Origin of the sequence: Bacillus sp. FDAARGOS_235 (assembly GCF_002073415.2) — a bacterium.
GTDB lineage: Bacteria > Bacillota > Bacilli > Bacillales > Bacillaceae_G > Bacillus_A > Bacillus_A toyonensis.
The window spans coordinates 1,742,070-1,765,828 of sequence record NZ_CP020437.2 but is presented as its reverse complement, the minus strand read 5'-3'; the positions used below and the strand labels follow the sequence as shown (position 1 = coordinate 1,765,828).

Here is a 23,759-nt window from a genome sequence, read left to right as displayed (position 1 = left end):
GGAAATAACTTGTCACGATTCTAATAATGATAGATTGGCTATATATTAGAGTATCGGCAGGGATGGTATTGGTTATAAAGTGTATTTTGTTCATATGAGATGTATATTTCAAATTCAATTTACATAAGGAGTGTGTGAAATGAATCGGGAAAAAAGTTCTTTATATGAAGAAAAATCTGATTTTTATTATAATGCAGCGAATCCAAATTTATTGAAGCATATAAAAAAGGAATGGAAAGAAGTTCTTGATATTGGTTGCTCGAGCGGTGCATTAGGAGCGGCTATAAAAGAAAATGGTACACGTGTATCAGGAATTGAGGCATTTTCAGAAGCAGCGGAAAAAGCAAAAGAAAAGCTAGATCATGTTGTTTTAGGTGATATAGAGACAATGGATATGCCGTATGAGGAGGGCCAATTTGATTGCGTCATATTTGGTGACGTATTAGAGCATTTGTTTGATCCATGGGCTGTGGTAGAAAAAGTGAAACCATATATCAAACAAAATGGTGTGATTTTAGCTAGTATACCGAACGTTGCTCACATCTCGGTGTTAGCCCCCTTACTCGCTGGAAACTGGACGTATACAGAGTATGGTCTGTTAGATAAAACGCATATTCGTTTCTTTACTTTTAATGAAATGTTAAGACTGTTTTTAAAAGCTGGATATTCAATTAGTAAAGTAGATCGTGTATATGTTGATCATAAAATATATGAGCCACTTATTGAAGAGTTATATGGAATTTGTAAAAAGTATCGTCTTGGAAGTGGCTTCATGGCTGAGACGGTTGTATTTCAATATATTATTGAAGCAGAAAAATCACAATTATGAGTGCGGCAGACAAAACAATATTATTTGTTACATGTATAAATGATCGGAAATTGTATGCACAATGTGCGCGACATATATTGAAATTGGCAGTACCTCCTGGATATACTATACAATTCATGCCGATTCGAAATGCAAAAAGCATGACGAGCGGATACAATCAAGCCATTTCACATCCAGCAAAGTATAAAGTGTATTTACACCAAGATGTATTTATTATAAACGCAGCCTTTTTATACGGATTAATTCAATTATTTGAGGAACATGAACATCTTGGAATGATTGGGATGGTTGGATCGCAATATGTTCCTCCAACTGGTGTATGGAACGAAGGGCGTGGGATTGTCGGGAAAGTCATTGGTTATATGAACGATTTGTTTTATATGGCAAGTTTAGAGCAACCATTTCATGAATCAAAGACGTTTATTCCTGTTGAATGTATTGACGGTTTGTTAATGGCAACACAATATGATATCCCGTGGCGAGAAGACTTATTTGACGGATTTGACTTTTATGATGTATCTCAATCATTTGAATTTAAAAAAGCAGGATATACAGTCGGTGTACCTGTACAGCGCGATGCTTGGTGTATTCATTATCATTTCGATGTGAATATGACAAACTATGAAAAATATAGAAAAGTATTTGTAGAAAACTATATGTCAGATGTGAATAAGGAAGAATAGAGGGGCTACAAAATGAAAGATCACACAATATTAGTCGTTGTTTGTGTAAATAATGAAAAGCTTTTCGAGCAATGCGAGAGGCAAATAAGAAACATTTTTGTTCCCCCTGGCTATGCTGTGCAAATTTTCCCGATACGAGATGCAAAAAGTATGGCAAGTGCATATAACCGTGCTCTTTCATTTCCAGCAAAGTATAAAGTATATATACATCAAGACACGTACCTTATTAATCGTGATATGTTTTATAATCTTATTTCTCTTTTTAAAGAAAATGAAAAACTTGGTTTAATTGGAGTCGCTGGTGCTCAGTTTTTACCGAGTAACGGGATATGGTGGGAAGGGAAAAATTTAGTGGGGAAAGTGATTGAGTATAGAAGACGGAATTATCAATTATTAAATTTAGATCAAGGGTTTTATGGAAATCAATCTTTTATGTCAGTGCAGGCAATCGATGGTTTACTCATGGCAACACAGTATGATATTCCGTGGCGAGAAGATTTATTTCAAGGATTCCACTTTTATGACGTTTCACAGTCTTTAGAGTTTCAAAAGGCTGGCTATCTAATTGGCATCCCTAATCAAGCAAATTTATGGTGTATTCATTATAACGGAGATGAGTTTGATGCCGATACATACGAGAAGTATCGGAAAGTGTTTGTAGAACAGTATAAAGATATACTATCTCCATCATAAGGGAGAGATGTAGGATGAAAGGGATTATTTTAGCGGGCGGAACTGGATCGAGACTATATCCAATTACGAAAGTCACGAATAAACATTTGCTTCCTGTTGGACGGTATCCAATGATTTATCATGCAGTATATAAGCTAAAACAATGCGGGATTACAGATGTTATGATAATTACAGGTAAAGAGCATATGGGAGATGTTGTTAGCTTTTTAGGAAGTGGCCACGAATTTGGCGTGTCTTTTACGTATCGGGTGCAAGATAAAGCGGGCGGGATTGCACAAGCTTTAGGTCTTTGTGAAGATTTCGTCGGAAATGATCGTATGGTAGTTATATTAGGAGATAATATTTTTTCAGATGATATTCATCCGTATGTTGAAGAGTTTACAAAGCAAAAAGAAGGTGCGAAAGTGCTATTGCAATCTGTAGAAGATCCTGAAAGGTTTGGTGTAGCGCATATTCAAAACCGAAAAATAATTGAAATTGAAGAAAAGCCGAAAGAGCCGAAAAGCTCTTATGCTGTTACGGGAATTTATTTGTATGATTCGAAAGTCTTTTCTTATATAAAAGAATTAAAACCTTCCGCAAGGGGAGAACTTGAAATTACAGATATAAATAATTGGTATTTAAAACGAGGAGTACTTACTTATAATGAAATGAGCGGTTGGTGGACGGATGCGGGAACTCATGCTTCTCTTCAAAGGGCGAATACGTTAGCACGGGATATGAACTTTGGGAAACAGTTTAACGGAGAATAGGTGAGAATATGAAAGTTGTAGAAACAAACTTTACCGATGCAAAATTGTTAGAACCGAGGTTATTTGGAGATGAGCGTGGCTTTTTTACTGAAAGTTATAATAAGAAGGTGCTAGAAACATTAGGGGTTACGTATTCATTTGTACAGGATAATGTTTCTTATTCAGCAGAAGCGGGAACAATTCGCGGATTACACTTTCAAAAAAATCCGAAAGCACAAACGAAACTTATTCAAGTTATGCAAGGAGCAATCTATGATGTTATCGTTGATTTGCGAAGAGATTCACCAACCTTTAAACAGTGGAGAGGATATATTTTAAGCGCAGATAACCACAGGCAATTATTAGTGCCAAAAGGATTTGCACATGGTTTTTGTACACTTGTCCCGCATACTATTGTTATGTATAAAGTAGATGAATATTATAGTGCTGATCATGACTCTGGTGTGCTTTGGAACGATAAAGAATTAGCGATTCCATGGCCAGTAACAAGTCCTATTTTGTCTGATAAAGATCGAATATTACCGTTACTTCAGGAATGTGAAGATAGCTTTTGAGTAGGAGAGTTGTTTATGAATATATTAGTAACAGGTGGGGCCGGATTTATTGGAAGTAACTTTGTCCATTACATGTTACAAAGCTATGAAACATATAAAATAATAAATTTCGATGCATTAACATATAGCGGGAATTTAAATAACGTAAAGTCTCTTCAAGATCATCCGAATTACTTTTTTGTAAAAGGGGAAATTCAAAATGGAGAGCTGCTGGAACATGTTATTAAGGAACGTGACGTGCAAGTAGTTGTAAATTTCGCAGCTGAATCACATGTAGATCGTAGCATTGAAGATCCGATCCCTTTTTATGATACAAACGTAATCGGGACAGTCACTTTATTAGAATTAGTGAAAAAGTATCCGCATATTAAGCTCGTACAAGTATCAACAGATGAAGTATATGGTTCTTTAGGGAAAACAGGAAAGTTTACTGAGGAAACCCCATTAGCTCCAAATAGTCCGTATTCTTCAAGTAAGGCGAGCGCGGACATGATAGCTTTATCTTATTATAAAACATATAAATTACCAGTTATAGTGACGCGTTGTTCCAATAACTATGGGCCGTATCAATATCCCGAAAAATTAATTCCATTAATGGTTACGAATGCGCTGGAAGGAAAAAAACTACCGTTATATGGTGATGGATTAAATGTAAGAGATTGGTTACATGTAAAGGATCATTGCAGTGCAATTGACATCGTTTTGCATAAGGGGCGTTTAGGAGAAGTATATAATATAGGCGGAAATAATGAAAAAACAAATGTAGATGTTGTGGAGCAAATTATTACTCTCTTAGGTAAAACAGAAAAAGATATTGAATTTGTTACAGATCGTTTAGGTCATGATCGTCGTTATGCAATTGATGCACACAAAATGAAGAATGAGTTTGATTGGGAACCGCAGTATACGTTTGAACAAGGGCTAAAAGAAACAGTGGAATGGTATGAAAATCATATAGAATGGTGGAAACCACTAAAAGAAAAGTAAGGGGCATGAAAATGAAAGAGCGGGTTATTATAACAGGAGCAAATGGTCAGTTAGGAAAGCAACTGCAAGAAGAGTTAAGTCCTGAAGAATATGACATATATCCTTTTGATAAAAAGTTACTAGATGTAACAAACATATCCCGAGTTCAACAAGTGGTACAAGAGATAAGACCACATATAATCATTCATTGTGCAGCTTATACGAAGGTGGACCGTGCTGAGAAAGAACAAGATCTTGCTTATTTAATAAATGCAATAGGAGCTCGAAATGTAGCGGTTGCTTCACAATTAGTAGGGGCTAAGTTAGTTTACATTAGTACCGATTATGTATTTCAGGGCGCAAGACCGGATGGGTATGGGGAATTTCATAATCCAGCGCCGATAAATATATACGGGGCCTCTAAGTATGCGGGGGAGCAGTTCGTCAAAGAGTTACATAATAAATATTTTATCGTTCGTACATCGTGGCTGTATGGTAAATATGGAAGTAATTTTGTGAAAACGATGATGCGATTAGGTAAAGAAAAAGATGAAATAACCGTTGTAGCGGATCAAATTGGCTCTCCTACGTACGTGGCAGATTTAAATATGATGGTTAATAAGCTCATTCACACTTCTTTATACGGTACATATCACGTATCCAATAGAGGATCATGTTCTTGGTTTGAATTTGCACAAAAAATATTTTCTTATGCAAATATGAATGTGAATGTATTACCTGTTTCAACGGAAGAATTCGGATCGGAGGCTGCGAGGCCGAAATATTCTATTTTTCAACATAATATGCTACGATTAAATGGTTTTTTACAAATGCCTTCTTGGGAAGAAGGATTAGAACGTTTTTTTATAGAAACAAAAAGTCATTAACAAATTTATGTTAATGACTTTTTTGTTTGCCTTTAAGCGGTTTTATGGTACTATAATTATAGTATCAGGTACTAATAACAAGTATAAGTATTTCTGGGAGGATATATCATGGAACTATTACAAGGGAAAACATTTGTTGTTATGGGCGTTGCGAACCAAAGAAGTATTGCATGGGGAATTGCTCGCTCTTTGCATAATGCAGGTGCAAAATTAATATTCACATATGCAGGAGAACGTTTAGAAAGAAATGTTCGTGAATTAGCGGACACATTAGAAGGACAAGAATCACTTGTATTACCTTGTGATGTAACGAATGATGAAGAACTTACAGCTTGCTTTGAAACGATTAAGCAAGAAGTTGGTACAATTCACGGTGTAGCACATTGTATTGCTTTTGCAAATCGTGATGATTTAAAAGGTGAATTTGTAGATACTTCTCGCGATGGATTTTTACTTGCACAAAATATTAGTGCATTCTCTTTAACAGCTGTAGCAAGAGAAGCGAAGAAAGTAATGACAGAAGGCGGAAATATTTTAACGTTAACATACCTTGGTGGTGAGCGCGTTGTGAAGAATTATAACGTTATGGGTGTTGCGAAAGCTTCATTAGAAGCGAGCGTAAAATATTTAGCAAACGATTTAGGCCAACATGGCATTCGTGTGAACGCTATTTCTGCAGGACCAATTCGTACGTTATCTGCGAAAGGTGTAGGCGATTTTAACTCAATCTTAAGAGAAATCGAGGAGCGTGCACCACTTCGTCGTACTACAACGCCAGAAGAGGTTGGAGATACAGCAGTATTCCTATTCAGTGATTTAGCACGCGGTGTAACAGGAGAAAATATTCACGTTGATTCAGGATATCATATTTTAGGATAAATATTGATTATAGTTTTTAAAGGACAGTCTCTAAAAGTTGAGGCTGTCCTTTTTTATTGTTCTCAGAAAGAACGATTTTTAACGAAAGTTCTTGCCACGTTATGAATATAACTATAATAGTACACGATTTATTCAGCGACGTATGGAAGTGGGAGGGACGAGTGTGAAGAATAAAAATAAAAGTTCAACAGTTGGAAAACCGTTGTTATATATTGCGCAAGTAAATTTAGAACTTGCTGCACCGAAAATAAAACGAATTATATTAACGAATTTTGAAGATGAGGACCGAGAAGAGAAAAGTAATAGAAACGAAAATGTTGTAAGTAGTGCTGTGGAAGAGGTGATAGAACAAGAAGAGCAGCAAATAGAAGAAAAAATAGAAGAAGAGGAACAAGAAGAGCAAGAAGAACAACAGCAAGTGAGAGCCGTCCCGTACAATAAATCATTTAAAGATATGAATAATGAAGAAAAAATTCATTTTTTATTAAATCGTCCTCATTACATTCCGAAAGTAAGATGTAGGATAAGAACGACTACCGTCTCATATATAGGATCGATTATATCGTATCGTAATGGCATTGTATCCATTATGCCACCAAATAGTATGAGAGATGTTCGGTTATCTATAGAAGACATCAAATCGATTGATATGGCCGGCTTTTAAATATGTAAAGGTGGTAGAAAGCTTCTACCACCCCAATAGTTTTTTAGTTTACTTAACTTATTAGATAGTAACGTCGCGTAGGCATTGAATCGCACAGAAGCAGCTTAAATCAACAGTAATGCAAGTAGATGTCGAGATTAATCTTGCATTTGGTACAGCTAAAAACGTACAAATTGGATCGTCACCAGGCGGTACAGGAGAACCGTCACCTAATACTACAGTTAACACACGCAGTACAGCACAGCTATCATCATCTACGCTTTCCACACGGAAAATTGGAGAACGGCAGCTAGTAAGGCTTGAAGATGGTGCAAATGCTTCAAAAGGTTCACCAGTTTTTGTGTATAAAATAAAAGGGCGTGTATTTGCTACTGATGCAGTATTGTGTGCTCCTAAAAATGGGATTTCACAACCAGATCCACACGTAGTAGTAGAGCAATCTTGTAATTCATTGATGAATTTTACAACGTCAACTACACAATGAGAAGAGCTATGGTGTTTATTTTCGTTACAACTCATTAATGTCACTCCTTATCTTCTTGTTTGTATTTACATTAATAAGATATTGGAGTCGGAGAGATTTGGTCACAATCTCAAGACCTTTTTTTTTAAATAGGCGAAAGAAGATAAGGGAAGGTGGATTCATGCTATTTACAAGCTGGCTTTTATTTTTTATATTCGCGTTAGCTGCTTTTAGGCTCACTCGTTTAATTGTTTATGATAAAATTACAGCTTTTTTGCGAAGACCGTTTATTGATGAATTAGAGATTACGGAACCGGATGGAAGCTTATCAACTTTTACAAAAGTAAAAGGTAAAGGATTAAGAAAATGGATTGGCGAATTATTAAGTTGTTATTGGTGTACAGGTGTATGGGTCAGTGCTTTTTTATTAGTTTTATATAATTGGATCCCGATCGTTGCGGAGCCATTACTTGCATTATTAGCTATCGCAGGTGCAGCTGCAATTATTGAAACAATTACAGGATATTTTATAGGAGAATAATATAGTTTCAAAATGTGAGAAAAAGCGGAGTTTAAAAGAATGAGGGAACGGATATAAGAAGTTGTTCATATAGTGAATAGACAGAATTGACAGTAGAGGAGATGTTTGCTGTGAGCAGTAATCAAAGGCAAAATTCATATGACCTGCAGCAGTGGTATCACATACAGCAACAACACCAAGCACAACAACAGGCATATCAAGAACAATTGCAACAACAAGGATTTGTGAAGAAAAAGGGATGTAATTGCGGGAAAAAGAAGAACAAAATAAAACAATATGAAGAATGAAACACTCATGTTACTGTGAGTGTTTTTTATTATAAATATAAAAAAGCGGTATTCCTGTTTTAGAAATACCGCTTTTTACTAGCTAATTTGTGCAACTGTTAATGCTGCCGCACGGACGTCTACAGTTCCAATCAATTCAACTGGTACGATTTGAATTAAGTCACCAGGGTTTAAGTTAATAAGAATAACACCACTGGATACGTCTACTTCACCAGTACCAATAACGTTAGAACGAACCGCTGTACCTGATCCAGGAATAATGTTAGCCGGCGTACCTAATGATAAGAAGAAACGACCAGCTTCTGGTGCCGTAGGAACGTTATCAAGACTAATTGTTAATGTATAACTAATTTGATAAATACCAGCTCGTAGAATTCGAATACCATCTCCGACACTTACTGTATCATTTATTACAGGAACAGTAATATTTGGGTTTGGACTTACGCTAGGTAATAGTAATGGTGTAAATAGTGAAGCGAACTGAGGTGCAGAAGCGTTGAAAGCAAAACCGAAGGCAGGTAGTGTACTAGCTGGTTTCGCTTCGCAATCAATCTTAGTAAATTCGCAATCAGAAGAGAACATGTTTTTCACTCCTTTATCTGTTTCTACTTTCAGTTAATGAAAAGGACAGGTTCTATGTTCTAGACAAGTTCCCAATTTTATAAAAAATACATAATAATACCTTTTAAGCATGGATTGGGTGGCAGAATTCTCTGCCACCCAATCCATGCTTAAATCGTTATTTAGTTTTAAATCGTAACATCACGTAAGCATTGAATAGCACAGAAGCAACTTAAATCAACCGTAAGACAAGCAGGGGTTGATACTAACCTTGCATTTGGTACATTTAAAAACGTACAAATTGGATCGTCACCAGGTGGTACAGAGGAGCCATCACCTAATACTACAGCTAATGCACGTAACACAGCACAATCATCATCATCGATGCTTTCAACGCGGAAAATTGGAGTTCTACAGCTAACAAGGCTTCCTGATGGTGCAAATGCTTCAAAAGGTTCTCCAGCCTTTGTGTATAAAATAAAAGGACGTGTATTCGCTACTGATGCAGTGTTATGTGCTCCTAAAAATGGAACTTCGCAACCAGATCCACATGTAGTGGTTGCGCATTCTTGTAATTCATGTATAAAACGAACGACATTAGATACACAGTTGAAATCAAAATCATGGTGATGATTATCTTCGTTGCAATTGCAGCTCATTATGTTCACTCCTTATCGTGAGTTCTGACATACACTATTACAATATGAACGGGATATGGTTGATATTACGTTAATTCTTATGATAAAAGCAGGTAATTTGAATAGGAGGGGGGAGTACGAGAAAAGACATCCTTATTTAGTGGATGTCTTTTCAGGTAAGTCTTTTCTTGTAGTATATAAAAAACGAGATATGTCTAATTTCTTTCCTCTGAAAAATTGCGGAGAAGAAATGTAAAGTTCTTCTTTCGCACGTGTAATTGCGACATAGAGTAATCGTCGTTCTTCCTCTAGTGCTTCAGAAGTTTCCGTTACACGGTCATTTGCGTCTTTTAAAGAAGAAGTATGCGGCAAAATACCATCGCTCGCTCCAAGTAAAAAGACGCATGGAAACTCAAGGCCTTTTGCGTTATGAATGGACATAAGCGAAACGGCATCTTTTTGCGGCATAGTTTTTAATGCTTCCATTTCTTTTTGACCTTGAATCGCCTCGTCGATAAATTGTAAGTAAGCTGGAATATCGGTGAAACGAGTTGCAGACTCCATTAATTCTTCTAACATTTCTTCTTGGATGTCTTTATGCATCGTAAAGGAAGAACGATCGTTACTTTGTAAGTACTCTAAATATTTTCCTTTACCATGAATAATTTCTTTTAATGCTTTTTTCGGTTCTAGTTCTTTTATAAATTTAATAAAATCAATGCGCTCATTTACCTTTTTTACTTGAAAAGGTTTCAAGCTCGGATTTAATAATAAGAAATGAAGAAGAGAAGGGAAACGACCTTCACCATATTTCCATTGCTCACGTTCAATAAAGGAAATGCACTCATCTCGGCCGATATACATAGTTGGTAATATGTTAGAAAGAGATTCTAGGCGAAACGGTTCAATCACGAGTCGTAAATGATCTAATACAGGTCTAATTAAAGAGTGCTCGTAAAAGGATTGACTCGCACCGTGTTTAATAAACGGGATTTTATGAATTGTAAGCTGATCAAGTAACGAACGGCTTACAGAATGTGTGCGATACAGTAAACAAAAATCTTTATAGTTTCGTTCGCCACTATCTACTTTCTCTTGAATGAGCTGTAAAATTTGATTTGCTTCATCAAGAGTTGTAGCTGGTCGTGCGTAAAATGGTTGTACACCTTCTTCACGAACAGAATATAGCTCTTTATCAAAACGCTCTTGATTTAGTTTGATAACTTCATTTCCAAGTCCAACGATAAATGGATTGGATCGATAATTCGTATTAAGCGCGATAATCGTTGTATTATCAAATTCCTTTGGGAAAGATAAAATAATTTGATGACTTGCTCCTCGCCAGCCATAGATCGCTTGATCATCATCACCTGCGATAAATAAATTATTTCTTGGCGTGGCTAACAATTTTACAATTTCATATTGTGCATACGATGTATCTTGGAACTCATCTACTTCAATATAGTGGAAACGTTGTTGTAATTGAGTAAGTAAGGGAGCGTTATTTTCTAACATATAATATGTTTCTAATAAGATGTCGTCGAAATCGATATAATTATATCGTTGTTTTACCTCTTCAAAACGTTCGTATACTTCTTTAAATTCTTGTTCAACTGGTGTTTTCGCTTTTACATCTTTCGGACGATTTAAGTTGTTTTTTTCAAGGGAAATCATAGCGAGCATCGTTTCCGCATCATAACCGTCTTTTAAACGTAATTCTTTTAAAATTTTCTTTATCATAATTTGTTTATGTTTTTCATTTGCTAAAATTTGCTGATTATATCCTTGGCTACGAAGCAATTTTAAAAAGACAGAGTGGAATGTACCAGCAACAACATAGCTACTTGTGGCACGATTCATACCTGGTAAATTTGCTACACGACTTCGGATTTCTTCAGCCGCTTTTTGTGTAAATGTAAGCAATAAAATATTCCGTGGATGAACTTGTTTTACATTTACTAAATAACCAACGCGGGTTGTTAAAACAGATGTTTTTCCGCTTCCGGCACCAGCCAATGTAAGAACAGGACCTTCTGTCGTTCGCACAGCTTCTAATTGTTTTTCGTTTAGAAAAACATTTTGCTGTTCGAGAGCGCGGAAATACGCCGCATCTGCATCTTCTTCCATAATTAAATGGGTAGATGTTTTCGGAATATGATATGTCGCACGCGGAATATCAGCGTGTGTTAACGATTTTTGTGAAAATTTTTCTTGTGTCATATATTCACCTTCAAAACTATAGCATCAACATTTAACTTTAGCGGAAGAAAAAGAAAATAGCAATGTAAAAAACAGGAGGGGCTACCTCCTGTTTTCAAATTACAATTCTTTTATCATAACGATGTGAGGAATATTTGCTTCCATAAATACATCAGAACTCGTTACGTATCCAAGTTTTTTATAGAAATCTTCAGCATGTGTTTGGGCATGAAGTTTCAATTTTGGTAGCGAGTTTTTTTTTGCATATGCTTCAAGTGCATCCATTACAAGTTTTCCAATGCCTTTTTTACGATGGGAAGCTAGTACGCAAATGCGTTCCATTTTTCCTATTCCATCAATGGTGCGAAAACGACCAGCACCAACTGGAACATCATTATCATATATAACAACGTGTGTTGATGTTTCTTCAAACTCATCATACTCTTCTTCAGCAGAAACGCGTTGTTCATTCACGAATACTTGCTTACGTACAGAGAATGCATCTCTTAGTTGTTCGTCTGTTTGTACGATCTGTGCGTGCAAATTAGTTGTTCCCCTTTCCAAGGTGGAATGTTTCGTGTACAGTCCATGTTCCGTTTTCTAATTGATATAGAAGATGGAAGCGATCAATTGGTTGTTCATAATAGAAATCTTTCATACGTAATCGACCTAATACATCAGCATGCTCTGCATCTGATAAACCTTGTCCGATTGTTAAATGAGGTACGAAAGCGTATTCGCGTTCTTGCGTGAATAATCCGCTATGCATTTCTTCATTTAAGAAAGTAAGTTCAGGTGTTTTTTCTACTTTAAAATAAAGAACATTATTAACAGGTGCGAATGAACCAACTTTTCCGACATGAAGGGTGAAAGGGTTCGTTTTATTTGCGATTGTATGTAGCTCGTTTACAATCGATTCTAATTGTTCATCTTGCGTCTCAAAGGGTGTTTTCAATGTAATATGTGGCGGAACTAATGCGTAGTGCGGATCATAACGCTTACGCAATCCGTTCGCTTTATCTTGAATCATTTTAGATGGAAAAATTACAATGCCTAATTTCATGTTCCAATTCCTCCCTTTGTAAGTCTAGTTAGATTTTGAGAAAAATAAATCTCTTTATCTATTATATCAAATTATTCTGAACACTGCTCTCTATTATTTCATTGATAGAATATGAGAGAAGGCTTTCGGTAAGTCAGCCTGCCAATACTTCCAAGTATGATTACCTTCAAACTCTTCGTAATGCGTGATGAAATTTCTATCTGTAAGAAGAGTATTAAGCTCACGGTTCGGTTCTACGAAATCAGATACTTGTCCATCAGTGCGCTTTACAGCTGTTTCTTCTGTACCAATGACGTGATAAAGTTCTAAAGCCTGTGGATCTTTGAATTCTTTTGCTAAGTTCATTACTGTTTCGTCAACAAATGGTGATTGCATAACAACTTTACCGAATGTATGCGGATACATAAGTGCAGTCATAAAGGAAACTGTACCGCCAAGAGAATCTCCAATTAAAACGCGACCTTTACCCATTTGATACGTTGGATAATTTTCATCGATATATGGAGCAAGCTCGTGAGCAAGGAAACGAATGTAAGCAGCATTCTTTACATCGCTTGGGAAATATTTTTCCTTACGATCGTGTACGTTTTTATATGGAATACCGACAATAATTGTGCGGTCAATTTCTTCAGTTTCACGAAGGCTTTCAATTACACGGTGTGCTTTACCGAGCTGAAAATAATCTCTACCATCTTGTGCAATTACAACTGTATGTTTGTGCAGTGGCGTGTAATTTACTGGTAAGTAAACTAAAAGCGTAACATCTTCTTGAAGTGATGCGCTATAAAATGAAATTTCCTCAATTCTCCCTATTGTTTGATTCATGTAGATCCCCCTAAATAAAAATTTACTGTAATGATTGTAAGGGCGACGCTTATAGTGAAAATGAAAGAACGATTCACTAATAGGTGCCTTAATTTCTATTTTACCATAATGGTACGAAGAATCTAAAAAATTAGTATTTAAGTTAGGAAAGAAAACGGATATAATGAAGTGGGATTTTTGACAGGTGAGAGGGGAGACAGAATTTGAAACAGGAAAGATCAATTGCACTACCGTTAGCCATTTCCATTATAGCTATTTCATTCGCAGCAGTTTTTGTAAAGATGTCCTCAGCACCATCTTCCATCTTAAGTATGTATCGTTTATGGATTATTGTACTTATTATGCTGCCTATCGTTTGGAAGAAGCGGGAAGAGTTCCAGAAGATTCAAATAAAAGATTGGGGATTTTTAATTGGATCTGGATTCTTTTTAGCGCTACATTTTCTTTTATGGTTTGAGTCTTTAAAGCATACAACAGTTGCTAGCTCGACAATTATTTTAGCACTTCAACCGATCGTGTCTTTAGTTGGAGGTTTTTTTCTATTTAAAGAAAGAACAACCTACTCAGCCATTGCAACGATGGGTATCGCTATATTAGGTGTAATGTGTATTGGTTGGGGAGATTTAGGTTTAAGTAAACAAGCAATTTATGGAGATATATTATCCTTTTTAAGTGTAATAGCGGTTGTCGGTTATTTATTTATCGGGCAAACGACAGTAAAGAAAGTCTCACACTGGATTTATAGCTTTACAGTTTTTGCATTCGCAGGTATTTTTATGGGGATTTATAATATCGTGCTGCAAGTGCCTTTTACAGGTTATACGAAGTGGGACTGGACCGTTTTTCTTTTACTTGCGATTGTACCGACAGTGTCACATGTCATTAATAATTGGTTATTAAACTACGTAAATGCAACAACAATTTCGATGAGTATTTTAGGAGAACCAGTTGGGGCGTCTATACTAGCATTTTTCTTACTGGGAGAAAAATTAAACGCAATGCAAATTATCGGCAGCACGCTCGTATTGTTTGGTGTATCTGTTTTCTTACTGCAGCAACAAAAAAGAACAGCAAAAAATGTGGTGAACGAGCCAGTGTATACACAGGATTTATAATGTTAGCGGAGAAAAGAGAAGTTAAGATACTTCTCTTTTTGTTTTGTAGAAATTTAGGTGAAGAAGGGGGGAGTGTAGTGGAATTTCCATCAAAAAAAGACGCATGGTTATATTCAATCTTTTTCATTATTTTAGGCGCCTGTTTTACTCCAATATTTGCAGGGAGAGAATATTTTCTTTTGTTTTTTACAATTCCATTGGCAATAGTATTTATTTGGAGTTGGTTTTCAACAAAATATATTGTCGGGGAAGAAACAATTACTATTAGATCAGGTCCCGTAAAAAAATGTATATTTATACGAGATATAAAACAAATTTCAAATACGAAAAACCCAATAGCAGCTCACGCATTATCATTCGATCGACTTGAAATTGTTTACGGCGTACATAAAACAGAGATTATTTCTCCTAAAGATAAAGAACAATTCATCAATCTCGTAAAAAGTAAAAATCCCCACATTGAAATAAAGTAAAAGAGTGGCTTCGTAGCCACTCTTTTACTTTGGGTTTGTCATATAAGGTTGTACATGAATGACGCATAGGTCACGAAATTTTCCTTCAGCAGTTGTAACAATTACGACTGCTCTTCCTGCACTTTTTCCAGTAATCGTTACCGTATCTCCTTTTGGATATATGGTAATGATGTCAGAATTCATATTTGTCCAAATAAGTTCTTTATTTGCTGCTTGCATTGGCAAAACGGAAGCTGATAAATCCGCACTTTGTCCAGTTTTTATTTTCAACTTATTTTTTTGCATATGAATACCGATAACGGAAATAACAGAAGGAGCAATTGAAATTTTGGGTGGATTAGGTTGAATGTTTAAACGAGAAGCAGAAGTATTTGTAATAGGTGAAAATTTTCTTATATGTTGTTGCTGGAAAGCTGCTAACATGTTGGAGTCCCCTTTCTGTATAAGTGCTAATACTAATACTATAAAGGAGTAGTGTTATGTTAAATTTAACGAAACATAAAGAATTTGTTAAATTTGAGAAGAAGATTGTCGAACTGTAAAAAAATCTCTGCTGTTACGATAACAGCAGAGATTTCTTTTTTATAGACTATCACTATGTTGTTTTTCGAAATTCTCAAATTGCTCTTCAACTTCTTTTGAAGGTTGTGTTAGTAAACTAACGATTACGATTGCTAGTAAACTAATTGTGAAACCAGGAATCATTTCATATAAGAAGTTTGTTAAGAATTTAAATTGAGTCCATATTATAACAGTAGCGGCACCAGAAATCATACCAGCAAGTGCGCCCCATTTCGTCATGCGTTTCCAATATAGACTTAATAAAATAGCTGGTCCAAATGAAGAACCAAATCCAGCCCAAGCGTATCCAACAAGAGCTAAAATCGTATCATTTTGTTTAAACGCTAATGCGCACCCAACTAATGCAATACCAAGAACAGCCATACGACCGACAAATACAAGCTCTTTATCAGAAGCAGAGCGTTTAAAGAAGGTACGATATAAGTCTTCTGTTACAGCACTTGAAGTAACGAGAAGTTGAGATGAAATTGTACTCATAATTGCAGCTAAAATCGCAGCTAATAAAAATCCAGTAATAAGTGGATGGAATAAAATTTTTCCAAGCTCAAGGAAAATTGTCTCTGGGTTAGATAATGTCAACTCTTGTTGTGAATAGTAGGCAATACCGATAAGACCAGTAAACATAGCTCCGACAACAGAGAAAATCATCCAGCTCATACCAATTCTTCGTGCGCTTTTCAGTTCTTTTACAGAAGAAATTGCCATAAAGCGTACGATAATATGAGGTTGTCCAACATAACCAAGGCCCCATGCGAATAAAGAAATCATTCCTAAAGTGGAGGCACCTTTAAAAATATCTAAACGTGTTGGATCTACAGAGCGAATTGTATCAAATGCAGGTCCAAGTCCGTTTGCATTCATAATTGTTACGATAGGAACAAGAATAAGAGCAACTACCATAATGATTCCTTGCACGAAGTCTGTCCAACTTACTGCTAAGAAACCACCAAATAATGTGTAAGCTACAACGACGCTTGCTACAATGAATAATCCAATATGATAGTTCATACCAAATGAATTTTCAAATAATACAGCGCCTGAAACTAACCCTGAAGCTACATAGAAAGTAAAGAAAATCATAATAACAAGTCCAGATACTAAGCGTAGCATGTGAGATTTGTCGTGGAAACGGTGTTCCAAAAATTCTGGGATAGTAATAGAGTTGTTTGCAATTTCAGAGTAGGTACGTAAGCGAGGAGCGACATATAGCCAGTTTGCGTATGCGCCTAGTGTTAGGCCAATTGCAATCCAACTACTACTTAATCCAACGCTAAACATTGCACCGGGTAAGCCCATTAAAAGCCAACCACTCATATCGGATGCTCCAGCACTTAATGCTGTTACTGCGGGGCCTAGTGTACGACCGCCAAGCATATAATCTGTTAAGTTGGATGTTCGTTTGTAGGCGAAATAGCCGATTACTAACATCCCGAGCATGTAAATAGAGATAGAAGTTAAAGTTAACATCTGCGTACTCATGTAGTTCCCCTTCCTTTTGTCATGTCTTTTGATGCATTTTGCATATTTATCCCGCATTAACGGGCAGTAAAACTCCCACAAGTTAAAATTGACTGGGCAAGGAAGTTAGGTGGGAGATCAACTGCCCGTAAATGCCCGATTGGTGAAGGCTAATAATCAATCGGGGATGAACAAAACCCCCACTGATTAAAGTTTCACTTTATAATCTATCATGATTATTCAGAAAAATCCATGCGCAAATACGAATTTTCTGAAATTTAAGCGTTTTTTGACAGTTCTTTACTTTTGGGATATATGACTTTCTAGCAAAAAACCTTAATTTTAATAGAGTATTTATTATATTTACATAAAAACACGTTGTTTTGTCAATATAATATTGAAAGAAGGGAAAAATATTTTTTTCGAAAAAAGTATTGACTTGTGAAAAAAGTTAAGTCTATAATGAGTGCAACTTAAAAAAATGCAAGCGTTGATGAAGAAGAGTACACATGATGAACATGTCAGAGAGCTGATGGTTGGTGCGAATCAGTATGGGATTGATGTGGAATGGGCTTCGGAGCTTCCAAACCGAAACGAAAGAAGTAGGCTTTGGCGACATGATCTCATCGATACAAGAGACACGTATTGTTTTTGATACGGTAAAGTGCGTTACATTCGTAACGAATTAAGGTGGCACCACGGGAGTACCCGTCCTTTCTATAGGATGAGTACTCCCTTTTTGTGTACAAAAAATTAAATATGTTAAATCGTTTAAGTAAGAAGAGTACGTATATTGGAGACGTTTTAGAGAGTCGGGGACTGGTGGGAGCCCGGTACGGTGCCATATACGGAATGGGCTTACGAGAGGTATGCTGAACAATTTTATTCAGTAGGCAACCCGGGTTCCGCCGTTACAAGGATAAGGTATATATTTTGTACCTGAATAAAGCGGGATGCTTTTGCGTCCAACATGAGGTGGTACCACGGTAAATTTATCGTCCTCTACATATTTCGATATGTAGGGGACTTTTTTATTTTTCAGAGTGAGGTGAAAGGCATGATGACAAAAGAGGAATTTATGAAGCAAAAAGAACAAGGAAAAACATTTTTAGTAATCGCTGAAGAAGAAGGAGATAGCATTACGCCAATTTCTTTATATAGACGTATGACAGGGAAGAAGAAGTTTTTATTAGAGAGCTCACAGCTTCATCAAGATAAAGGGCGCTATTCTTACTTAGGTTGTAATCCGTATGGAGAAGTGAAAAGCATTGGTATGGAAGTCGAACGAACGACACATGGGCAAACAGAAAAGTTGCAAGGTAACGTACTGCAAGTGTTAGAAGGGGTAATTGCATCATCGCAAGTAGAGAGCCCATTCCCATTTTGCGGAGGAGCAGTTGGTTATATAGGGTATGACGTCATTCGGCAGTATGAAAACATTGGAGCAGATTTACACGATCCATTAAATATTCCAGAAGTACACCTTTTACTATATCGTGAGTTTATCGTTTACGATCATTTACGCCAAAAGTTGTCGTTTGTATATGTATGCGGGCAAGATGATTCAGCAGATTATGAAGAAGTATACGAAAGGTTGCAAGTATACAAAGAAGAAGTGCTAAAAGGAGAAGAAGCGGAAGTAAAGGAAATACAATCAACATTATCATTCACTTCTTCTATAACGGAAAAAGAGTTTTGCATGATGGTAGAAACGGCGAAAGAGCATATACGAGCAGGGGACATATTCCAAGTCGTACTATCTCAGCGTTTGCAAAGCGAGTGTAAAGGTGATCCTTTCGCTTTATACCGCAAGCTTCGCATTGCGAATCCATCACCATATATGTTTTATATCGATTTTCAAGATTATGTTGTACTCGGTTCTTCACCAGAAAGCTTGTTATCAGTTAGAGACGATAAAGTGATGACAAATCCAATTGCGGGTACGAGACCGAGAGGGAAAACAAAGCAGGAAGATGCGGAAATTGAAAAAGAACTGTTAGAAAACGAGAAAGAACGAGCAGAGCATATGATGCTTGTGGATCTTGGACGAAACGATATTGGCAGAGTGAGTGAAATTGGATCTGTGACGATAGATAAATATATGAAAGTAGAAAAATATTCTCACGTCATGCACATTGTATCTGAAGTTTACGGAACATTGCGAAAACGAATGAGCGGATTTGACGCATTAGCGTATTGTTTACCAGCGGGGACGGTTTCGGGAGCTCCGAAAATTAGAGCGATGGAAATTATCAATACGTTAGAGCATGAAAAAAGAAATGTATATGCCGGAGCTGTTGGATATATTTCATTCTCAGGAAATCTTGATATGGCGCTCGCCATTCGAACGATGGTTGTAAAAGATGAAAAAGCATATGTTCAGGCAGGAGCAGGTATCGTCTACGATTCAGATCCGGTAGCTGAATATGAAGAAACGTTAAATAAAGCGAGGGCGCTTTTGGAGGTAATGAAATGATTGTACTCATCGATAATTACGATTCGTTCACATATAACTTGTACCAACTGTTAGGCGAATACGAAGAAGAAATTGTAGTCGTAAGAAATGATCAAATAACGATAGAACAGTTAGAAGAGATGAATCCAAAAGGAATTGTGCTTTCACCAGGACCAGGAAAACCAGAAGATGCTGGTATTTGTATCGAAGTTATTCGTCATTTCTATAAGAACGTTCCCATATTAGGGATTTGTCTCGGCCATCAGGCAATTATATCGGCATTTGGAGGAGAAATTGTAAGAGCGGAGCACATTAAACACGGAAAAACATCGCGTGTGAAACATAACGGAACGTCAATCTTTTCGTACGTGACGCAGCCACTAACAGCGATGCGCTACCATTCACTTGTTGCAGAGCAAGCGAGTTTACCACAATGTTTTGATGTGTTAGCAAATGCTATGGATGATGGAGAAATAATGGCGGTTCGTCATAATTATTATCCGCTTTTCGGGTTACAGTTTCATCCAGAATCAATCGCAACAGAAGAAGGCGGAAAGTTAATACGTGCTTTTTTAGGAGAAGTAAAAGAGGAGGAGAGAGTATGAATACCTATCTTCGTAAATTAGTGGAGGGACAACATTTAACAGAAGAAGAAATGTATGAAGCGGGACTTCTTTTATTAAGTGACAACATATTGGAAAGTGAAGTAGCAGCTTTCTTAGTATTACTGAAAGCGAAAGGTGAAACAGCAGAAGAAATATATGGCCTCGTTCGTGCTCTTCGTGAAAAAGCATTGCCGTTTTCAAACCATATAGAAGGCGCGATGGACAATTGCGGAACAGGTGGTGACGGTGCCCAAACGTTCAATGTAAGTACAACATCGGCATTCGTACTAGCAGGAGCAGGTGTAAAGGTGGCAAAGCATGGTAATCGTGCTGTTTCTAGTAAAACAGGAAGTGCGGATTTATTAGAAGAACTCGGTGTAAATATTAGCAGTACGCCAAGCGAAATTGATTATTTACTAGAGCATGTCGGTATCGCTTTCTTATTCGCACCAGCGATGCACCCAGCATTAAGGCGCATTATGAAAATAAGAAAAGAATTAAATGTGCCGACAATCTTTAACTTAATTGGGCCTTTAACGAATCCTGTTAACTTAGAAACACAATTTGTCGGTATTTATAAACGAGATATGTTATTACCAGTTGCGCAAGTATTACAGAAGTTAGGGCGGACACAAGCGCTTGTCGTAAATGGAAGTGGTTTTTTAGATGAAGCATCATTACAGGGAGAAAATCACGTAGCCCTTTTAAAAGATAATGAAATAGTAGAAATGAGTATCGATCCGGAAAAGTATGGTTTCTCAAAAGTGAAAAATGAAGAAATTAGAGGCGGGAATTCAATAGAAAATGCAAAGATTACGCTCGGCGTATTAAATGGAGAAAAGAGTGTTTACCGCGATACCGTTTTATTAAATGCAGGGCTCGCTCTTTTCGCAAACGGAAAAGCGGAAACGATTGAAGAGGGAATTAAACTAGCGACACATAGCATTGACTCTGGAAAAGCATTAGCCAAACTAAACTTATTAATTACAGCAAGCAACGAAAAATTAGAAAGGGTGAATTAAGGTGGGGACGATTTTAGACAAAATTGTAGAGCAGAAGAAAAAAGAAGTTGCGGAGTTATATGAAACATATACACCAGGGAATGAAAAAAGAAAAACATACTCACTCGTAAAAGCTTTAGAGCAATTTACTGTCATTGCAGAAGTAAAGCGAGCATCACCATCAAAAGGAGATATTAATGTACACGTTGATGTACGAAAACAAGTGAAAACTTATGAAGAATGCGGTGCAGGAGCAGTTTCGGTTTTAACAGACGGTCAATTTTTTAAAGGATCGTTTCACGATTTACAAACTGCAAGAGCAGAAAGTAACATTCCGCTTTTATGCAAAGATTTTATAATCGATAAAATCCAAATTGATAGGGCGTATGAAGCTGGTGCAGATCTTATTTTATTAATCGTAGCGGCGTTAACGAAAGAAAAGTTAAAAGAGCTTTATAGCTACGTACTAGAAAAAGGATTAGAAGCGATCGTTGAAGTTCATGATGAACAGGAATTAGAAATTGCAATCCAATTAAATCCGCACGTTATCGGTATTAACAACCGTAATTTAAAAACATTCGAAGTCGATTTAAGCCAAACAGAAAAACTTGGAAAACGATTAAACGAGGAGAAATTACTTTGGATTAGTGAAAGCGGGATTCATTCAAAAGAAGATATTATTCGTGTCAAACGAGCTGGAGCGAAAGGTGTATTAGTTGGAGAAGCACTCATGACATCATCTTCTATTCGTACCTTTTTTGAAGATTGTAAGGTGAACATATGAAAGTGAAAATTTGCGGCATCACTGATGTTGAAACGGCAAACCGTGCTTGTGAATACGGAGTTGATGCACTCGGATTTGTTTTTGCAGAAAGTAAGCGGAAAATCACTCCAAGGCTAGCGAAAGAAATCATTCAGGAGATTCCAGCAAACGTATTAAAAATCGGTGTTTTCGTAAATGAATCAGTAGAAGAGATCCAGAAAATTGCAGATGAATGCGGGTTAACGCATGTGCAACTACATGGGGATGAAGATAATCATCAAATTAAAAGATTGAATATTCCGTCTATAAAAGCGCTAGGAGTAACTTCAGAGGCTGATATGAAAAACGCTCAAACATATGAAACGGATTATATATTGTTTGATAGCCCGAAAGAAAAGTTTCGCGGAGGAAATGGAAAGAAATTTTCATGGGCACTACTTGAGCATATGCCAAAAGAGTTGCGAGAGAAAACGATATTAGCTGGTGGATTAAACGCTCTTAATATAGAAGAAGCGATTCGAACTATTCAGCCGTATATGGTCGATGTAAGTAGCGGAGTGGAGACAGAAGGAAAGAAAGATTTAAAGAAAATAAAACAATTTATTAAAAAAGCGAAGGAGTGTTCCAAATGAACTACGCATATCCAGATGAAAAAGGCCACTACGGTATATACGGAGGACGATACGTTCCAGAAACGTTAATGCAATCTGTATTAGAACTAGAAGAAGCATATAAAGAATCGATGCAAGATGAAGCGTTTCAAAAGGAATTAAATCATTATTTAACAACGTACGTCGGAAGAGAAACACCGCTTTATTTCGCTGAAAATATGACGAAGTATTGCGGCGGTGCAAAGATTTATTTAAAACGTGAAGATTTGAACCATACAGGAGCTCATAAAATTAACAATACAATTGGTCAGGCACTTCTTGCAGTACGAATGGGCAAGAAAAAAGTTGTCGCTGAAACAGGGGCTGGACAACACGGAGTGGCAACCGCTACTGTATGTGCCCTACTTGGATTAGAATGCGTCATCTTTATGGGGGAAGAAGATGTGAGACGTCAAAAATTAAATGTGTTTCGAATGGAATTACTCGGAGCGAAAGTAGAAAGTGTAGCGGCAGGTAGCGGAACATTAAAAGATGCGGTAAACGAGGCGCTTCGTTACTGGGTTTCACATGTGCATGATACGCACTACATTATGGGATCTGTTCTCGGGCCACATCCATTCCCACAAATTGTCCGTGATTTCCAAAGTGTAATTGGGAAAGAAACGAAAAAACAATATGAGGCGTTAGAAGGAAAGTTACCAGAAGCAGTCGTTGCTTGTATTGGCGGTGGTAGTAATGCGATGGGCATGTTTTATCCGTTCGTACACGATGAAGAAGTCGCTCTTTACGGCGTAGAAGCAGCAGGGAAAGGCGTTCATACAGAACAGCACGCAGCGACTTTAACGAAAGGAAGCGTTGGTGTTTTACACGGATCGATGATGTACCTTCTGCAAAATGAAGAAGGACAAATTCAAGAAGCACACTCTATTTCAGCAGGACTTGATTACCCAGGTGTTGGGCCAGAACATAGCTTGCTAAAAGATATTGGCCGCGTTTCTTATCATTCCATTACTGATGATGAAGCGTTAGAAGCATTTCAATTATTAACGAAAAAAGAAGGGATTATTCCGGCTTTAGAAAGCTCGCATGCTGTCGCATATGCATTAAAATTAGCGCCGCAAATGAAGAAGGACGAAGGGCTTGTCATTTGTTTATCTGGCCGCGGTGATAAGGATGTAGAGAGTATAAAACGTTATATGGAAGAGGTGTAAA

Annotated in this window: 28 protein-coding genes and 2 other annotated features; of the genes, 19 read left to right on the top strand and 9 right to left on the bottom strand. The window is 36.9% G+C overall.

The genetic code is table 11. From position 1 onward, the window contains the following. Positions 1-139 precede the first annotated feature (139 nt). From A6J74_RS10820 to A6J74_RS10780, 9 genes are all read left to right on the top strand, one after another. Positions 140-829, top strand: coding sequence for a class I SAM-dependent methyltransferase (locus A6J74_RS10820; RefSeq protein ID WP_001078421.1), 690 nt, complete (start codon positions 140-142; stop codon positions 827-829). Next, positions 826-1,512 (top strand): glycosyltransferase family protein, encoded by a 687-nt coding sequence (locus A6J74_RS10815; RefSeq protein ID WP_001271194.1) that lies wholly within the window; start codon positions 826-828, stop codon positions 1,510-1,512. Before A6J74_RS10820 ends, A6J74_RS10815 begins: the two co-directional genes overlap by 4 nt. A 12-nt stretch (positions 1,513-1,524) precedes the next feature. Then, positions 1,525-2,205, top strand: coding sequence for a glycosyltransferase family protein (locus A6J74_RS10810; RefSeq protein WP_000651532.1), 681 nt, complete (start codon positions 1,525-1,527; stop codon positions 2,203-2,205). Between the two features lie 14 nt (positions 2,206-2,219). Beyond that, positions 2,220-2,957, top strand: coding sequence for a sugar phosphate nucleotidyltransferase (locus A6J74_RS10805; protein ID WP_000676186.1), 738 nt, complete (start codon positions 2,220-2,222; stop codon positions 2,955-2,957). A gap of 8 nt (positions 2,958-2,965) precedes the next feature. After that, positions 2,966-3,511 carry a dTDP-4-dehydrorhamnose 3,5-epimerase gene (gene rfbC / locus A6J74_RS10800; RefSeq protein WP_000869430.1) on the top strand — a complete coding sequence of 182 codons (546 nt, stop codon included), beginning with the start codon at positions 2,966-2,968 and terminating at the stop codon, positions 3,509-3,511. 15 nt (positions 3,512-3,526) lie between these two features. Further along, positions 3,527-4,498: a dTDP-glucose 4,6-dehydratase gene (rfbB, locus tag A6J74_RS10795; protein WP_001024154.1), complete on the top strand. Its 972-nt coding sequence runs from the start codon at positions 3,527-3,529 to the stop codon at positions 4,496-4,498. Positions 4,499-4,509: 11 nt separating this feature from the next. Further along, entirely contained in the window at positions 4,510-5,364 is an 855-nt protein-coding gene (gene rfbD / locus A6J74_RS10790) for a dTDP-4-dehydrorhamnose reductase (RefSeq protein WP_000664678.1), read from the top strand. A 108-nt stretch (positions 5,365-5,472) separates the two neighbouring features. Continuing rightward, complete coding sequence (gene fabI / locus A6J74_RS10785) at positions 5,473-6,243, top strand: enoyl-ACP reductase FabI (protein ID WP_000421885.1); 771 nt, start codon at positions 5,473-5,475, stop codon at positions 6,241-6,243. 142 nt (positions 6,244-6,385) lie between these two features. Further along, positions 6,386-6,907, top strand: coding sequence for a spore coat CotO family protein (locus A6J74_RS10780; RefSeq protein WP_002038172.1), 522 nt, complete (start codon positions 6,386-6,388; stop codon positions 6,905-6,907). Between the two features lie 60 nt (positions 6,908-6,967). Here A6J74_RS10780 and exsY read toward each other — a convergent pair whose 3' ends face one another. Then, positions 6,968-7,426 carry an exosporium assembly protein ExsY gene (exsY, locus tag A6J74_RS10775; protein ID WP_001277750.1) on the bottom strand — a complete coding sequence of 153 codons (459 nt, stop codon included), beginning with the start codon at positions 7,424-7,426 and terminating at the stop codon, positions 6,968-6,970. Between the two features lie 125 nt (positions 7,427-7,551). Between exsY and A6J74_RS10770 the strand changes: the two genes are divergently transcribed. After that, positions 7,552-7,911, top strand: a complete 360-nt coding sequence (locus tag A6J74_RS10770; protein WP_000899656.1) for a DUF1360 domain-containing protein — start codon at positions 7,552-7,554, stop codon at positions 7,909-7,911. A 101-nt stretch (positions 7,912-8,012) separates the two neighbouring features. Continuing rightward, a complete protein-coding gene (locus tag A6J74_RS10765; RefSeq protein ID WP_033657318.1) occupies positions 8,013-8,198 on the top strand; it encodes a hypothetical protein in 186 nt (61 codons plus the stop codon). Positions 8,199-8,276: 78 nt separating this feature from the next. On the opposite strand, the gene exsF is transcribed toward A6J74_RS10765, so the two are convergent. From exsF to A6J74_RS10735, 6 genes are all read right to left on the bottom strand, one after another. Further along, on the bottom strand, positions 8,277-8,780 hold the full coding sequence (gene exsF, locus A6J74_RS10760) for an exosporium protein ExsF (protein ID WP_000492940.1): 504 nt from the start codon (positions 8,778-8,780) through the stop codon (positions 8,277-8,279). A 167-nt stretch (positions 8,781-8,947) separates the two neighbouring features. Then, positions 8,948-9,418 (bottom strand): spore coat protein CotY, encoded by a 471-nt coding sequence (gene cotY, locus A6J74_RS10755; protein WP_001277720.1) that lies wholly within the window; start codon positions 9,416-9,418, stop codon positions 8,948-8,950. A gap of 132 nt (positions 9,419-9,550) precedes the next feature. Further along, positions 9,551-11,617, bottom strand: a complete 2,067-nt coding sequence (locus A6J74_RS10750) for an ATP-dependent helicase (RefSeq protein ID WP_000191189.1) — start codon at positions 11,615-11,617, stop codon at positions 9,551-9,553. Positions 11,618-11,716: 99 nt separating this feature from the next. After that, positions 11,717-12,139: a GNAT family N-acetyltransferase gene (locus tag A6J74_RS10745; protein WP_000543303.1), complete on the bottom strand. Its 423-nt coding sequence runs from the start codon at positions 12,137-12,139 to the stop codon at positions 11,717-11,719. 1 nt (position 12,140) lies between these two features. Beyond that, positions 12,141-12,659 carry a YjcG family protein gene (locus A6J74_RS10740; RefSeq protein ID WP_000765873.1) on the bottom strand — a complete coding sequence of 173 codons (519 nt, stop codon included), beginning with the start codon at positions 12,657-12,659 and terminating at the stop codon, positions 12,141-12,143. Between the two features lie 93 nt (positions 12,660-12,752). Further along, positions 12,753-13,484 (bottom strand): alpha/beta hydrolase, encoded by a 732-nt coding sequence (locus A6J74_RS10735; protein ID WP_001076855.1) that lies wholly within the window; start codon positions 13,482-13,484, stop codon positions 12,753-12,755. A 203-nt stretch (positions 13,485-13,687) separates the two neighbouring features. On the opposite strand from A6J74_RS10735, the gene A6J74_RS10730 reads away from it, so the two are divergent. Together A6J74_RS10730 and A6J74_RS10725 are read left to right on the top strand one after the other, a co-directional pair. Then, positions 13,688-14,599 carry a DMT family transporter gene (locus A6J74_RS10730; protein ID WP_000808239.1) on the top strand — a complete coding sequence of 304 codons (912 nt, stop codon included), beginning with the start codon at positions 13,688-13,690 and terminating at the stop codon, positions 14,597-14,599. A gap of 77 nt (positions 14,600-14,676) precedes the next feature. Next, positions 14,677-15,072, top strand: a complete 396-nt coding sequence (locus A6J74_RS10725; RefSeq protein WP_000395641.1) for a PH domain-containing protein — start codon at positions 14,677-14,679, stop codon at positions 15,070-15,072. A gap of 24 nt (positions 15,073-15,096) precedes the next feature. Here A6J74_RS10725 and A6J74_RS10720 read toward each other — a convergent pair whose 3' ends face one another. Continuing rightward, on the bottom strand, positions 15,097-15,495 hold the full coding sequence (locus A6J74_RS10720) for an Ig-like domain-containing protein (RefSeq protein WP_000878713.1): 399 nt from the start codon (positions 15,493-15,495) through the stop codon (positions 15,097-15,099). A gap of 159 nt (positions 15,496-15,654) precedes the next feature. After that, the gene (putP, locus tag A6J74_RS10715; RefSeq protein WP_000107200.1) at positions 15,655-17,133 is read right to left on the bottom strand and encodes a sodium/proline symporter PutP; all 1,479 of its coding nucleotides are present in this window, start codon (positions 17,131-17,133) and stop codon (positions 15,655-15,657) included. Positions 17,134-17,593: 460 nt separating this feature from the next. Continuing rightward, positions 17,594-17,831: a binding site (T-box leader), on the top strand. A 42-nt stretch (positions 17,832-17,873) separates the two neighbouring features. Then, positions 17,874-18,118 (top strand) — a binding site (T-box leader). Positions 18,119-18,169: 51 nt separating this feature from the next. Here putP and trpE point away from each other — a divergent pair. Genes trpE through trpB form a run of 6 tightly spaced genes read left to right on the top strand, consistent with a single transcriptional unit; the run spans position 18,170 to position 23,758 of the window. After that, positions 18,170-19,588, top strand: a complete 1,419-nt coding sequence (trpE, locus tag A6J74_RS10705; RefSeq protein WP_002109560.1) for an anthranilate synthase component I — start codon at positions 18,170-18,172, stop codon at positions 19,586-19,588. Then, positions 19,585-20,172, top strand: a complete 588-nt coding sequence (locus A6J74_RS10700; protein WP_000636351.1) for an aminodeoxychorismate/anthranilate synthase component II — start codon at positions 19,585-19,587, stop codon at positions 20,170-20,172. The genes trpE and A6J74_RS10700 overlap by 4 nt, the downstream gene beginning before the upstream one ends. Further along, positions 20,169-21,194 (top strand): anthranilate phosphoribosyltransferase, encoded by a 1,026-nt coding sequence (gene trpD / locus A6J74_RS10695; RefSeq protein ID WP_001099644.1) that lies wholly within the window; start codon positions 20,169-20,171, stop codon positions 21,192-21,194. Before A6J74_RS10700 ends, trpD begins: the two co-directional genes overlap by 4 nt. A 1-nt stretch (position 21,195) precedes the next feature. Continuing rightward, positions 21,196-21,957: an indole-3-glycerol phosphate synthase TrpC gene (gene trpC / locus A6J74_RS10690; RefSeq protein ID WP_000536706.1), complete on the top strand. Its 762-nt coding sequence runs from the start codon at positions 21,196-21,198 to the stop codon at positions 21,955-21,957. Further along, entirely contained in the window at positions 21,954-22,568 is a 615-nt protein-coding gene (locus A6J74_RS10685; RefSeq protein WP_000865150.1) for a phosphoribosylanthranilate isomerase, read from the top strand. The genes trpC and A6J74_RS10685 overlap by 4 nt, the downstream gene beginning before the upstream one ends. Continuing rightward, the gene (trpB, locus tag A6J74_RS10680; RefSeq protein ID WP_001105049.1) at positions 22,565-23,758 is read left to right on the top strand and encodes a tryptophan synthase subunit beta; all 1,194 of its coding nucleotides are present in this window, start codon (positions 22,565-22,567) and stop codon (positions 23,756-23,758) included. Before A6J74_RS10685 ends, trpB begins: the two co-directional genes overlap by 4 nt. Position 23,759 lies beyond the last annotated feature (1 nt).